The organism is Youhaiella tibetensis (assembly GCF_008000755.1).
Classification (GTDB): domain Bacteria; phylum Pseudomonadota; class Alphaproteobacteria; order Rhizobiales; family Devosiaceae; genus Paradevosia; species Paradevosia tibetensis.
Genome location: NZ_CP041690.1, coordinates 3,340,794 through 3,352,969, shown reverse-complemented (window position 1 = coordinate 3,352,969; position 12,176 = coordinate 3,340,794). Strand labels below are relative to the sequence as shown.

Annotated in this window: 14 protein-coding genes; 4 read left to right on the top strand and 10 right to left on the bottom strand. The window is 64.5% G+C overall.

Annotated elements, in window-relative coordinates; genetic code table 11:
- The first annotated feature begins 233 nt into the window (after nucleotides 1–233).
- Nucleotides 234–1,691, top strand: a complete 1,458-nt coding sequence (locus tag FNA67_RS16415; protein WP_147656996.1) for a DEAD/DEAH box helicase — start codon at nucleotides 234–236, stop codon at nucleotides 1,689–1,691.
- 55 nt (nucleotides 1,692–1,746) lie between these two features.
- Here FNA67_RS16415 and FNA67_RS16410 read toward each other — a convergent pair whose 3' ends face one another.
- Nucleotides 1,747–2,616, bottom strand: coding sequence for an intradiol ring-cleavage dioxygenase (locus FNA67_RS16410; RefSeq protein ID WP_147656993.1), 870 nt, complete (start codon nucleotides 2,614–2,616; stop codon nucleotides 1,747–1,749).
- Nucleotides 2,617–2,956: 340 nt separating this feature from the next.
- Between FNA67_RS16410 and FNA67_RS21975 the strand changes: the two genes are divergently transcribed.
- Complete coding sequence (locus FNA67_RS21975; protein WP_170267339.1) at nucleotides 2,957–3,112, top strand: hypothetical protein; 156 nt, start codon at nucleotides 2,957–2,959, stop codon at nucleotides 3,110–3,112.
- On the opposite strand, the gene FNA67_RS16405 is transcribed toward FNA67_RS21975, so the two are convergent.
- From FNA67_RS16405 to FNA67_RS16380, 6 genes are all read right to left on the bottom strand, one after another.
- Nucleotides 3,109–3,717, bottom strand: coding sequence for a nucleoside deaminase (locus FNA67_RS16405; protein ID WP_147658224.1), 609 nt, complete (start codon nucleotides 3,715–3,717; stop codon nucleotides 3,109–3,111). The genes FNA67_RS21975 and FNA67_RS16405 overlap by 4 nt on opposite strands.
- 65 nt (nucleotides 3,718–3,782) lie before the next feature.
- The gene (locus FNA67_RS16400) at nucleotides 3,783–4,592 is read right to left on the bottom strand and encodes a YbaY family lipoprotein (protein ID WP_147656991.1); all 810 of its coding nucleotides are present in this window, start codon (nucleotides 4,590–4,592) and stop codon (nucleotides 3,783–3,785) included.
- Nucleotides 4,593–4,697: 105 nt separating this feature from the next.
- Nucleotides 4,698–5,204 (bottom strand): ureidoglycolate lyase, encoded by a 507-nt coding sequence (locus FNA67_RS16395; RefSeq protein WP_147656989.1) that lies wholly within the window; start codon nucleotides 5,202–5,204, stop codon nucleotides 4,698–4,700.
- 14 nt (nucleotides 5,205–5,218) lie between these two features.
- On the bottom strand, nucleotides 5,219–6,217 hold the full coding sequence (gene alc, locus FNA67_RS16390; RefSeq protein WP_147656987.1) for an allantoicase: 999 nt from the start codon (nucleotides 6,215–6,217) through the stop codon (nucleotides 5,219–5,221).
- A gap of 29 nt (nucleotides 6,218–6,246) precedes the next feature.
- Nucleotides 6,247–6,624 (bottom strand): antibiotic biosynthesis monooxygenase family protein, encoded by a 378-nt coding sequence (locus FNA67_RS16385; RefSeq protein ID WP_147656984.1) that lies wholly within the window; start codon nucleotides 6,622–6,624, stop codon nucleotides 6,247–6,249.
- Nucleotides 6,621–6,950, bottom strand: a complete 330-nt coding sequence (locus FNA67_RS16380) for an NIPSNAP family protein (protein WP_147656982.1) — start codon at nucleotides 6,948–6,950, stop codon at nucleotides 6,621–6,623. Before FNA67_RS16380 ends, FNA67_RS16385 begins: the two co-directional genes overlap by 4 nt.
- A gap of 76 nt (nucleotides 6,951–7,026) precedes the next feature.
- Between FNA67_RS16380 and FNA67_RS16375 the strand changes: the two genes are divergently transcribed.
- The gene (locus tag FNA67_RS16375; protein ID WP_147656980.1) at nucleotides 7,027–7,707 is read left to right on the top strand and encodes an ArsR/SmtB family transcription factor; all 681 of its coding nucleotides are present in this window, start codon (nucleotides 7,027–7,029) and stop codon (nucleotides 7,705–7,707) included.
- Here FNA67_RS16375 and FNA67_RS16370 read toward each other — a convergent pair.
- Nucleotides 7,704–8,339, bottom strand: a complete 636-nt coding sequence (locus tag FNA67_RS16370) for a methyltransferase domain-containing protein (protein ID WP_147656977.1) — start codon at nucleotides 8,337–8,339, stop codon at nucleotides 7,704–7,706. The two genes, FNA67_RS16375 and FNA67_RS16370, sit on opposite strands and share 4 nt — an antisense overlap.
- On the bottom strand, nucleotides 8,326–8,763 hold the full coding sequence (locus FNA67_RS16365) for a GtrA family protein (RefSeq protein WP_147656975.1): 438 nt from the start codon (nucleotides 8,761–8,763) through the stop codon (nucleotides 8,326–8,328). The genes FNA67_RS16370 and FNA67_RS16365 overlap by 14 nt, the downstream gene beginning before the upstream one ends.
- Nucleotides 8,764–9,045: 282 nt before the next feature.
- Here FNA67_RS16365 and FNA67_RS16360 point away from each other — a divergent pair, with 282 nt between their 5' ends.
- Nucleotides 9,046–10,659, top strand: coding sequence for a bifunctional metallophosphatase/5'-nucleotidase (locus FNA67_RS16360; protein ID WP_147656973.1), 1,614 nt, complete (start codon nucleotides 9,046–9,048; stop codon nucleotides 10,657–10,659).
- 84 nt (nucleotides 10,660–10,743) lie between these two features.
- Here FNA67_RS16360 and puuE read toward each other — a convergent pair whose 3' ends face one another.
- Nucleotides 10,744–12,162 carry an allantoinase PuuE gene (gene puuE / locus FNA67_RS16355; RefSeq protein ID WP_147658223.1) on the bottom strand — a complete coding sequence of 473 codons (1,419 nt, stop codon included), beginning with the start codon at nucleotides 12,160–12,162 and terminating at the stop codon, nucleotides 10,744–10,746.
- Between the last annotated feature and the right edge of the window lie 14 nt (nucleotides 12,163–12,176).

Here is a 12,176-nt window from a genome sequence, read left to right as displayed (position 1 = left end):
AGCGAGCATCGTCACCGGCGTGGCTATTTGCCCAGCGCCCAGACAGGTGACGGACTTCTCTTCTTATCGATCGATGCGGTGGGCGGCGAAGTCAGGTCTGGAACGGTTTTCCGGACAGTGAACCAGCCGTCGCGGGAATGAGCCCGCCGCTGCATTATTGATCCCGCCGCCCCACCTTGGGTCGGCGCCGCGCGCGCTGCACGTTCGGCGCGCCAAACGAAAGACATTTCGCTTTGACAGCAACTTTTGAATCCCTCGGACTTCCGGGCCCGCTGCTTGCTTCGCTCGCAAAAGCCGGGTTCGATACCCCCACCAAGATCCAGGCCGAGGCTATCCCCCACCAGCTCAAGGGCAAGGACATCCTGGGCATCGCCCAGACCGGCTCGGGCAAGACGGCGGCGTTTGGCCTGCCGATCCTGGCCGGCCTGCAGGCGCTGCCCGGCCGCCCGCGTCCGATGACGGCGCGCGCGCTCATCCTCGTTCCGACGCGCGAACTCGCCGTCCAGATCGACGAAGCGCTGCGCAAGATGGCCGGCAGCATGCGGCTCACCACCGTGCTCGTGCTGGGTGGCGTGTCGCGCTACAATCAGGTCCAGAAGCTGGCCAAGGGCGTCGATATCTGCATCGCCACGCCCGGCCGCATGAAGGACCTCGTCGATGACGACAAGGTGTGGTTGAGCGAAACCCGCTGGCTGATCCTGGACGAAGCTGACCGCATGCTCGACATGGGCTTCATCGGCCCGGTCAAGGAAATCGCTTCCAAGATCAGCTGGAAGCGCCAGACGGCCCTGTTCTCGGCCACCATGGCGCCCGAAATCTCCAAGCTTGCCGAAGGGTTGCTGCGCGAGCCGGTTCGTGTCGAGGCCACCGTGCCGGGCACCACCGTCGCCGAGATCGAGCAGCGCGTCATCATGGCGGGTTCCAAGGCGAAGCGCGAAGAGCTCAACAAGCTTCTCGGGGACGCCGCGCTCGAGCGCGTCATCGTCTTCACCCGTACCAAGCACGGTGCCGACCGCGTCACCAAGAACCTGTCGATCGATGGTTTCGAGGCCGCGGCCATTCACGGTAACAAGAGCCAGAACGCCCGCCAGGCAGCTCTAAAGGGCTTTTCGTCCGGCCGCGTGCGCATCCTTGTCGCCACCGATATCGCGGCGCGTGGCATCGACGTTCCGGGCATCACGCACGTCATCAATTACGACCTGCCCGATGATGCCGAGAACTATGTGCACCGCATTGGCCGGACCGGGCGCAATGGCGCTTCGGGCGTGGCCATCACGCTTTGCGATGGCACCGAAAAGGGCCAGTTGCGCGACATCGAGAAGCTGATCCGCAAGAGCCTGCCGGTTTCCGGCGATCTTTCGATCGTGGAAGTCGATCCGCCCAAGAAGGCCAAGGGCAATAACGGGCGCAAGCCCAACCCCAATGCCGGGGCCCCCCGTGCGCGCAAGCCGGCCGGCAAGACCCTGGCCGGCTTCAACGATGGCACGCGCCATCAGGAACCGGCGCCGCATCGCGCCCACGGCGACAAGAAGCGCAAGGACGGCGAGGCCGCCCGTACCCGCAACGGCCAGCCCGGTGGCAAGCCGGCGGCAGCCAAGCAGGGCAAGCCGCGCTGGAACAAGAACCAGAAGGATGCCGGTCGCGCGCGTCGGGCCGAGGGTGGTCGTGGCCGTGGCGAGCGCGTCGCCTGAGGCTCTCAGATCCATTCGAAACTGGGAAAAGGCGGCCATTGGCCGCCTTTTCCGTTTAGTTGCCGGCTTCCACGCCCGGCACGAGCGAGCCGCGGCTCGAGCCTGTGGCCGGGGGACCACCATTGCCGCCATCGGGGGGAGGGCCGCCCGGAGGCGGGCCACCGGCACCGCCAGCGTCGCCCAGGTTGGAAGAGGTCGCGCTCGGGTCCACGCCGATGATCATCGCCACCAGGTAGGCATCGGCCAGTTCCTTGACATAGGCGAAAGAGGCGCGGGTCGCCTGGGCGGCTATGTTGTCGTTGGTGTTGATGGTGTCGCGTTCTTCGGTGCGGTCCGAGTAGGGCGCGACGTTCTTGTAGATGAACTCGGAAAGCGCATCCGGGAAAAAGAGCTGGCCAGTCAGGATGTTGGTCTCGTCGAGGAACACCTTGAAATGGATGTGGGTGGTGCGTCCCCGGTACCAGCCGGGATAGACGGTGGTGAACTCGGCAACCCCGTTCGCGTCGGTCATCTGCGTGCCGCGCATGAAGGTCTCGCCCGTCGTGTCGACGCCACCGGTCTGGTTTGCATAGCCTGAATAGACCCCGGTCGCGTCCGCATGCCAGATGTCGACGCGAGCGCCTGAGAGCGGCTTGCACTGGGCGTCGACCACCTGCAGCCGTACCTGCGTCTTGACCCCCGGGCGGCCCTCGGTGATGTCCCGCCGGTCGAGGGCGGGATCGAAATAGTAGGGACCTTCAGTGACTTCCGGCGTGATGACGCAGACGTCGGCGCCGGGAAGCAGCCCGGCGGTGTCGGCGCTGGCTCCCGCTTCCTGGGCGAAAGCGCGCTGAGACATGAGGGCGCCGCCTGCGGCTGTCACGGCGACCAGGGAGAGGGCCTGGCGGCGGTTGAGGCGGAAAGACGGTTTGTCCGGGTCTGGCATGGGCTCGGGTTCCTTGCTGTTGGCATCCGATTGGTAGCCCAGCCGCGCCGGTTTGAGGCGTTACAATTCGGAGAGGCTGGTCAGGTCCCGGCAAGGTGGGACGAAACGCATAATCGTCAAAGAGCGGATTCTGAACGGCATCTAAACGCGTTGTTGCGGCGTTGTTCAAAGCAAAGCCGCCAAGAATGGCGGCATCAACGTGCCCGGAGAAGCCGGGCCGCTTTCAGGGACGTGCCGAGATGTTCAAAGTGTTGTTGACCGTAATGTTCGTGGGCGTGATGGCGACGCTCACTTTTGCCGCTTCCAATGCCCCCATGCCGACGACGCTCGAGGTGCTGCAATGAGCGAAGGATCCCCTTTCATGCAGGTCGTGCTGACGGTCGTCTTCGCCGCTGCCATGTTCATCCTTGTCTTCGCCGCCGCCAACACCGAGGCGCCGGCGCCAATCGCCGACATTTTGACGCCGACACAGGTGCAGGCGGGGTCTTCGTTCTAGGCCAGGGGGATGCCCTTGTCGCCCTTGCCCTGCTGATAGACCGCCGAAAGGTCGGCGTAGAGGGCACCAAGATCGTCCATGCGCGACAGCAGGCTCTCGCGGTTGCCGCGATCAAGCGTGGCGATCATGCGGCCAAGCGAGTGGCTCGTCCAGAAGGCGTTGCTGGCGTTGTAGAGCGGGGCGTCGGACGGCGTGCCGGGCGGCACGAACACTTCCTTGAGGATGCGGATGTCGTGCGGGATGGCGAAGCTGTCGCGGCTGTCCTGGTGGCTGAAGAGATAATAGAAATTGTCGTAGCCAGCCCATGTGATAGCGGAGAGGCATAGCGAGCACGGCTCGTGGGTCGCCAGGAAGATGCAGTCCTTGGGATCGGGAAGGGTCGAGCGATTGAGTTCGTAGAGCTTCTTGATGGCGTGCATTTCGCCGTGCCAGAGCGGGTTTTCGGTCTCGTTATTGGTCTCGGCTACTACAACCGACAGGTCCGATTTCCGCAGGATTGCCGCCCCGAAAATCTTGTTGCCCCTGCGTACGCCCTCGCGCGTCTTGGGCGCGATGTCGTTCTCGATGACGTCGAAGAGGCGGGAGATGAAGGCGGCGGTTTCCATTGTGGCTCCGAGATAGGATGGCACGAAGGTGCCGGGGCCCGGGGTCGTGGTCAAGCCCGCCGCAGCTAGTCCCTGGCCAGGGTCATCAGCGGATTGCCGTTGGCGTCGGTGAGCAGCAGATGCTCGCCCTCCTGCCTATAGGCGGCGACCGCCGCGAGCGCGGCGAAGAAGGCGGCCTCCTGCTGCATGGCGGGTTCCGGGCAGGCCATGCGCGTGGATGCGGGCGAGCCGAAGCTGATGCTGTTTCCCTCGACGCTGGCCTGGGCGAAATAGTTGTTGCAGCCACCCTTGCCGCCGGCGCGACCGTCCTCGGCCACCGAGAGTGTCGGGCGGGCCTTGTCGTTGGTCGGGTTGCCCTTGATATCGAGCACGCGCCAGGTGACCCCGAAAAAGTCGGGACTGGTGGTTTCGGGCTGTGTCACTGCGGCCTCGTCTGCCTTTGGCGGTTGCGGCGCTGGCGTCATCGCGCCGGTATTCGCGACAAAGTCGAGGATGATCTGGATGGGCTCGGCGGGCGCCAGCGGATCGATCGGATACTGGGTGGTATTGATGAAGACCAGTCGGTCGTCCGAAGTGATGCGGGCGCTCAGCGCATAGTTGTGTTTGGGGTTGATGACCTTGTCGTCGAAATTGAGTGTGAAGGTCAGGGGCACCTGGCCGGGGCCGGTGAGGCGCGCCGCGGCGTGAACGGTCGCGCGGGCGTCGGCGAGCGAGACGTCAAGGAGTTGCACCTCGAGGGCTGCATTTGGCGGCAGCGCCATGCGCTCGCGGTAGGTGACCTCGCCAGTGATCGAAACGGGCGCGGCCGTGGCGGATAGCGAACTCGCGATCAGCAGGCCAAGGGCGGCGAAAACCAGGTTCGGGCGTATGCGCATCGTGCACTCCAAGTGTTTGACGGCGTCTCCCCCACCGTCCTGAAAAGTGCCCCAGCCAGGTTGTTATGCAGCAAATGCTGCGATCTTGCGACGCGCGAGCGCTTTTTAAGTAAAGATCGCGTTCGTCATTGTGACGCGATAGGGCGTCTCGAAGAAGTATTCTTCGAGGTTATTGCCATCACCTCCACGGTCGACCACCAGGAAATCGCTGACTTCCTCTAGCGGCGTCAGCACCCCGTGCCAGGTATTCATGGCGATGTTTACGCCCTCGCCGGGTTTGGTCAGGAAGGCGCGTGGTTGGGCTGGCACCCCTGCATTGTCGGCCGCCACGATCACCAGAAACGGTCGCGGGCTCAGCGGAAAGAAGGCCTGGCTCCCGAAGGGGTGGCGCTCGACCATCGTCAGGTCGAGCGGCAGGGCGTAGGGCTGGCCCCGGAAGATCGAGATCAGGGGGCGCGGATGCGCGCCGCCAAGTTCGACCCTGGCGAGATCGTTGTAACGCTCGGTCTTTCCGGCGTTGATGAGATAGTGGTCGGCGCCTTCGACGGCGATCACCTGTCCGAAAGGGGCAAAGGCTTCGCGGGTGAGGGGCTCAATGTCGATCGTGGTCATGCGGTCTCTTCCGGCTAGGCGAGTTTGCCCCAGATGCGGACGCGGGAAATGCCGCCGTCGGGGAAGATGTTGAGCCGGATGTGGGTCACGGGGCCCGTGGCGTTGACGGCTTCGAAGACATGGATGTGGTCGGCCTGGAGCTTGGATTGGGGCAAGAGCTCGGGCCAGAACATGGAGGAGGTCACCACCGCCTCCTCGAGCGCGTCGCTGCCCGCCGGCATCTCTCCGGCCAGGATCGAGGCGCTGTCGGGGAAGTTACCCTTGTAGTGGGCGGTGTCGAGCTCGACCTTTTCCACGATCCCGCGCGCGCCCAGCGCGATGATGATCCAGTCATTGCCCGGCACGCGGCGGCGGCGGGTCTCCCAGCCATCGCCCATGTCCAGCCCGCGGCCCGGGGCCAGCAGCCGTCCGAAGGCGCCGTAATGGGCATCCGAATAGGCCACCACGTGTCCGCCATTGAGGCCCGAGGCCAGGTCGATGAGCTTGCCGGCATGGGCGGCGGCATCGATATGGGGCTCGCCGAAGACGCGCAGCCGGGCCACCCCGCCATCGGGGTAGATGTGCAGGCGCACATGGGTCCAGACCTGGGCCGAGCGGCTTTCGAGATAGTGGTGGGCCGAGGGTCCTAGCGGGGTCATGGGCAGGATCTCGGTCCAGGCGGTCTTGTCGTCGGGCTCGCCCGGCACGTCGCAGGCCTCGATGCGGGCGGCGGGCGGATAGTTGCCGGTGAAGTGGGCGGTGTCGATGTCAAAGCCGCGGATGACGCCGGCGGTGGCGAGCCTGACCACGGCATAGTCGTGTCCGGGCCCGCGCTTGCGGCGGCTCTCCCAGCCGTCCATCCATTTGCCGTGATCGTCGTACTTGTCGGGGTAGAACACCGCCGGCGCATCGGCCAGCATGCGCCCGACCTCGGCGAAGAAATCGTCAGTGGCGAACAGCGCCCGGGCACCCAGCCCCGCAGAAGCCAGGTTCACCGCATTGCGGGCAAAGGGGGGAATTTCGGACGCGGACATGTTCTGCCTTCGATTGATGGAGCCGTGAGTTAGCCGGACGGCGCCGCGATGGTCAACGGGCTGCGCTCGTGGACGTTCCGGCTGTCCTCAGGTGCCTGGCTGCGGCGGTGCATGCCGTAGTCGCGCATCACAGATGCCACCCTCAGGCGATAGTCGGCGAAAACGCCCTCACGTCCCTGTCGTTGCGCTTCGCGATGCGAAGCAAGGTTGCGCCAGCGCATTACGGCCTCCTCATCTTCCCAGAACGAGAGCGATAGAATCTTGCCCGGTTCGGAAAGGCTCTCGAAGCGCTCGATGGAAATGAACCCCTTCATCTCGGTGAGCTCGGCCTTGAGGGCGGCAGCCAGCGCCAGGTAGTCGCCCTTTCGGCCGGACGCGGGGGAGACTTCGAAGATCACCGCGATCATAGCCGCACCATGGAGCTGTGCGGCGCCGAAGCTAGCCGCAGGAAGAGCCGGTCCTCACGGTGGATGAATCTTTCCCGGCGCGCAAACTCGTAGTTCTCGCGCCCCAGCACATCTTCGCGCAGGCGGGCACGGTAGGCCTCATAGGCGGCGAGGCTTTCGATATTGTAGATGCCGTAGGCGGTGGTGGCGGATCCCTCGTGCGGCGCGTAATAGCCGATGAGGTCGGCGCCGTTGCGTGGAATGGCCTGTCCCCAGTTGCGCGCGTAGTGCTCGAAAGCCTCGACCTTGTTCGGGTCGATCTCGTAGCGGATGAAACAGGTGATCATGGTCGGGCTCCGTCGTATTTGAACGGGCCGGTTCTAGCGCATTGCCCGACGGGCATGGTTCGGTTAGCATCGAAGTATGAAAGATGGACCTGTCATAGCCTCGGTCGCGGCGCTTCTGGGCGATCCGGCTCGCGCTAACATGCTGACCGCTCTCATGGATGGCCGTGCGCTCACCGTGAGCGAACTGGCAACGGCGGCGGGCGTCACGCTGCAGACCGCCAGCGGGCACCTGTCGAAGCTCGAGGGCGCCAATTTGCTGACGACCGAAAAGCAGGGACGACATCGCTATTACCGTCTCTCGGGGGGCGATGTTGCCCAGGTGCTCGAAGGCCTCATGGGCCTGGCGCAACGTACGGGAGCGGTGCGGGTGCGCACGGGGCCGAACGATCCGGCGCTGCGCCAGGCCCGCGTCTGCTACGACCATCTGGCGGGTGAACGCGGGGTGGAACTGTTGGGGGCCCTCGTCGATCAGCATATCGTTGCCGATCGCGACAATCCGCTGCTGACCGAGAAGGGCCGCGGCTTCTTTGCGCAACTGGGTATCGACACGACGCATCTCTCGTCCGGTAGGCGCCCGCTTTGCCGGGCGTGCCTGGATTGGAGCGAGCGGCGCAATCATCTCGGTGGGGCGCTCGGCGCGGCGATCCTCGAGACGATGCTTGAGCGCGGCTGGGTGAAGCGCGACCAGGGCCGCGTCCTGGCGTTCAGCAGCGACGGGCTGAAGCAGTTCAGGTCAGCGTTCGGGATGGCAGGCTAGGCGCGTCCGTCCGGCTTTGCCTTGGGCGTCAGCAGCGCCACGAAATGCAGGTCGCGGTCGAAGATCCAGCCGAACGGGGGCGGATAAAGGTTGAGTGCCTCTATCCGGCGCACCTCCTGGAGGCCGGACTTCTGGAACGCGATATCCCACTGTTCGGGCGTGAGGTAGTTGTAGGGCAGCCTCACGTCGTGTCCGCGATTGCCGACCCAATCCATGAGCTGCAGCGTCGGCCGCGCAAGGGCGCCTTGGACTCGGTGGTCCTTGATCACGACGCCCTGCCGCGCCACGCGGGCGGCTTCGCCCATGATGGCGGCCGGGTCGTCGGTGTGGTGGAGAACATCGACGATGGTCACATAGTCGAAGGCCTTGTCGGGAAAGGGCAGGGTCACCCCGTCATAGGGCTCGACCGGGATCAGCGTCGTGGGCCGGATCAGCACGTCGACGCCCTGGATGGCAAGGTCCGGCCGCAAGGCCATCAGCGCCCGGGCGATCGAGCCGTCGCCTGCTCCAAGGTCAAGGACGGTCCCCGCCGTGGGGATGATGGTCGCCAGATGGTGCGCGAGAACCTTCACACGCCGCCTGAACACGGCGCGGTCGTGCAGGGCATTGAGCGAGCTCTTAGCCCTCGCCAAACGCCCAGATCCGCAGGATGAAGAAGTTGACCGCCGAGGTGAGGCCGGTCACGACAAGTGCGGCCGCCACGCTGGGCAGGCCGACCACGCCATAGGCGACGAACGAGAACATGGCGGCGAGCGTCAGGCCCACCAACTGCACGGCGACGTAGCGCGGCAGCGCCCGCCCGTGTGGGGCGGAGGAATTGAAGGAGTAGCGCCGGTGGAGCAGATAGACCGGGCCGATGAAGGCGCCGTAGCACAGGGCGCTCACCACCCAGTCGGCCAGCGGCAGCCCGAGGCTCACCATGAACGATGACACGGCCACGAATGCCAGCGCCGCGCCCCCGCCGATGGCGATAAAGGCCAGGGCCTGCGGGCCGAGGCTCGTTTCAGCGATGGTGTGATCCTGGTCTCTGGCCAGGCTTTCGAGCAGCGTGCTCATGACACTCGTCCTTCATCCTACGCGAGCCGTCATACGCCGCAAAACTCAATATCGGATGACTGGCGCGACCGGTCTCGCGCCTTCCGTGCGCTATGGTTTGCAAACCCTCAATTCACAATCCGGGCTATTGTTGGCACGCTCCCCCTTTTTATTGGCCGCTGTTGCAGATTAACTTCTCGGTAACCCGGCTGGGACGCGGAGGGGACGGGCCTCCGTTATCGTGACGTCACCAAGCCGTGGAAAAACCGTCGACGGAACAGTCAGCCAAAGGGATAATCAACAATGCAAAAATTGGTTCTAGGGGCGGCGGCAGTCTCGCTTGCGCTGGGGTTCTCCGCCCCCGCGCGTGCCGAATTCGCCCTCAATATCCTGCACATCAACGATTTTCACTCCCGGTTCGAATCCATCACCGGCTCGGACTCGACCTGCAATGCCGAAGGCGAATCCAAGGGTGAATGCTTTGGCGGCATCGCGCGCCTGAAGACGGCGCTCGACCAGACGCGGGCTGACCTTAAGGCCAAGGGCGAGAACGTGATCTTCCTCTCGGCCGGGGACGAATTCCAGGGCTCGCTCTTCTATACGACCTACAAGTCCAAGGTAGTCGCCGACTTCTTCAACGAGCTGGGTCTCGATGCGGCGGCGACGGGCAACCACGAATTCGATGACGGGCCGGAGGAATTCTCCAAGTTCATCGAGACGGCCAACTTCCCGATCATCGGCGGCAATTTCAACGTCGCCAAGGAGCCGCTGCTGGCCGGCAAGATCGTCGGTGTCCATATTCTGGACGTGGGCGGGGAAAAGGTCGGCCTCGTCGGCGCTCTGGCCGAGGATACCCCGGAGATCTCCTCGACCGGCCCCAACGTCGCCTTCGAGAAAGCGGTGACCTATGTGCGCGGCGCCGTCGAGGCGCTCGAGGCGCAGGGCGTCAACAAGATCATCGTGCTTTCCCACATCGGCTACACGGTCGACCAGGCGCTGGCTGAGGCCGTGCCGGGTATCGACGTGATCGTGGGCGGTCACTCCCACACGCTACTCTCCAACACGGACGAGAAGGCCGCCGGCCCCTATCCGACAGTCGTCAAGGCGCCGGATGGAAAGGACGTACCGATCGTGACGGCCGGCCAGTACGGCAAGTATCTGGGCGACATCAAGGTCGTCTGGGACGATGAGGGCAATGTCATTTCGGCCAAGGGCGATCCGATCCTGCTCGATGCCTCGATCAAGCCGGACGAGGGGTTCGTCACCCGCGTGGCCGAACTGGGCGCTCCCATCGAGGAACTCAAGGCCAAGGTTATCGGCAATGCCACCGAGGCGATCGAAGGTTCGCGCGAAATCTGCCGCGCCATGGAGTGCACCATGGGGAACCTGGTGGCCGACGCCATGCTCGACCGCGTCAAGGACCAAGGCGTGACCATCGCCATCCAGAACGGTGGCGGCCTGCGGGCCTCGATCGACCAGGGCGACATCACCATGGGCGAAGTGCTCACGGTGCTGCCGTTCTCGAACACGCTCGCCACCTTCCAGCTCAAGGGTGCCGACGTCGTGGCTGCCCTGGAAAACGGTGTGTCCGATGTCGAGAACGGCGCCGGGCGCTTCCCGCAAGTTGCCGGGCTCAAGTTCACCTGGACCAAGGACAAGCCGGCCGGCGACCGTATCATCAAGGTCGAGGTGCAGGATGGTGATGCGTGGGTGCCGATCGATCCGGCAAAGACCTATGGCGTGGTCACCAACAACTTCATGCGCACGGGCGGCGACGGATATGCGGTGTTCAACACCGCCGGCATGAACGCCTATGACTTCGGCCCGCCGCTCGAAGACGTCCTGGCCGACTTCATTGCCAAGCAGGGTGGCGACTACAAGCCCTACACGGACGGCCGCATCGCCGAAGTTAAGTAGGTTCCTGCAAGGAAGCTTCCCTCCCCCGAGTGGGGAGGGGAGCAAGCTTCAGGACGGCTCCTCAGGGGCCGCCCTCGATCGACCTCAATCGGGCAGCATGGCCCGCAGCCGCAGCAAGGCGATGCGCTCGACCTGGGTGCAGGCCGTGAGGAACTCGGTCTCCGGCGTGTTCCCTACCCGACGTTCGAAAGCCTCGAGAATCTGCGCCTTGCTGTGATCGCGCACGGCGATGATGAAGGGAAATCCGAACTTGGCGGTATAGGCCGCATTGAGGTGGGTGAACTTTTCGCGCTCGGCGTCGGTCAGCGCGTCGAGGCCGGCGGACGCCTGTTCGGCGGTCGAGGCCTCGGTCAGGCGCTTGGCCGCGGCGAGCTTTCCAGCCAAGTCCGGGTGCGCCTGCAGCACGCCGAGCCGCTCGGCCTGCCCAGCCATGCGGAACTGGCTGCGCAGGGCGAAATGCAGGCCCGTTGCCGTGTCGTTGGCCGGTCCCAGTTCGCCATCCCAGGCGCGTTCGGCGATCCAGGGTGAGTGCTCGAAGATCGAGCCGAACTTTTCAATGAAGGCGGGTTTGTCGAGCGCTGACGGCACGAGCTCGCGCTTCACATAGGGATGTTCCTTGGCCCAATGGCGTGCGACTTCGATACGCGTGGGCGTCCAGACCTTCTCGAAACCCCTGATGTAGTCGATGAAGCGCTTGAGGCCCTGGAAGCGCCCGGGCTGGCCGACCAGCCGGCAGTGCAGCCCGATGCTCATCATCTTGGGACTGCCGGCCTTGCCCTCGGCATAGAGGCAATCAAAGGAATCCTTGAGGAACTGGAAGAACTGTTCGCCATCGGCAAAGCCCGAGGCGGTCACGAAGCGCATGTCGTTGGCGGACAGCGTATAGGGGATGATGAGCTGGGCATGGCCCTTGTGCTCGCGCCAATAGGGCAGGTCATCGTCATAGGTATCGGAAACGTATTCGAACCCACCTTCTTCCGAAACCAGGTCGACCGTGTTGACCGAGCAGCGCCCGGTGTACCAGCCGGTCGGGCGCTGACCGGTCGCCGCGGTATGGAGGTGGATCGCCTCGTGGATCTGCGCGCGCTCGACTTCGACGGGCATGTCCTTGTGCTCGACCCATTTGTAGCCGTGGCTGGCGATTTCCCAGCCGGCCTCCTGCATGGCCGTCACCTGCATGGGTGAGCGGGCGAAGGCGGTGGCGACGCCATAAATCGTCACCGGAATCTTCTCTTCAGTGAACAGCCTGTGGAGGCGCCAGAAGCCGGCCCGAGCGCCATATTCGTACATCGACTCGATGTTCCAGTGGCGCTTGCCGGGCCAGGGCACGGCGCCCACCACGTCGGCGAGGAAGGCTTCCGAGTTCTCGTCGCCATGCAGGATGTTGTTTTCCCCGCCCTCCTCGTAGTTGAGGACGAACTGCACCGCCACACGGGCGCCACCCGGCCAGTTGGCGTTGGGGGGATTGGGGCCGTAGCCCTGCATGTCGCGAGGATAGCGCATCATTTTGGAATCTC

What these genes read in the sequence shown, in the direction of transcription:
- FNA67_RS16395 (WP_147656989.1), bottom strand. Translation starts at nt 5,204, where the DNA reads ATGACCACGATCGACATTGAGCCCCTCACCCGCGAAGCCTTTGCCCCT.
- FNA67_RS16410 (WP_147656993.1), bottom strand. Translation starts at nt 2,616, where the DNA reads ATGCCAGACCCGGACAAACCGTCTTTCCGCCTCAACCGCCGCCAGGCC.
- FNA67_RS16365 (WP_147656975.1), bottom strand. Translation starts at nt 8,763, where the DNA reads ATGAGCACGCTGCTCGAAAGCCTGGCCAGAGACCAGGATCACACCATC.
- FNA67_RS16385 (WP_147656984.1), bottom strand. Translation starts at nt 6,624, where the DNA reads ATGATCGCGGTGATCTTCGAAGTCTCCCCCGCGTCCGGCCGAAAGGGC.
- FNA67_RS16360 (WP_147656973.1), top strand. Translation starts at nt 9,046, where the DNA reads ATGCAAAAATTGGTTCTAGGGGCGGCGGCAGTCTCGCTTGCGCTGGGG.
- FNA67_RS16405 (WP_147658224.1), bottom strand. Translation starts at nt 3,717, where the DNA reads ATGGAAACCGCCGCCTTCATCTCCCGCCTCTTCGACGTCATCGAGAAC.
- alc (WP_147656987.1), bottom strand. Translation starts at nt 6,217, where the DNA reads ATGTCCGCGTCCGAAATTCCCCCCTTTGCCCGCAATGCGGTGAACCTG.
- FNA67_RS16400 (WP_147656991.1), bottom strand. Translation starts at nt 4,592, where the DNA reads ATGCGCATACGCCCGAACCTGGTTTTCGCCGCCCTTGGCCTGCTGATC.
- FNA67_RS16380 (WP_147656982.1), bottom strand. Translation starts at nt 6,950, where the DNA reads ATGATCACCTGTTTCATCCGCTACGAGATCGACCCGAACAAGGTCGAG.
- puuE (WP_147658223.1), bottom strand. Translation starts at nt 12,162, where the DNA reads ATGCGCTATCCTCGCGACATGCAGGGCTACGGCCCCAATCCCCCCAAC.
- FNA67_RS16375 (WP_147656980.1), top strand. Translation starts at nt 7,027, where the DNA reads ATGAAAGATGGACCTGTCATAGCCTCGGTCGCGGCGCTTCTGGGCGAT.
- FNA67_RS21975 (WP_170267339.1), top strand. Translation starts at nt 2,957, where the DNA reads ATGAGCGAAGGATCCCCTTTCATGCAGGTCGTGCTGACGGTCGTCTTC.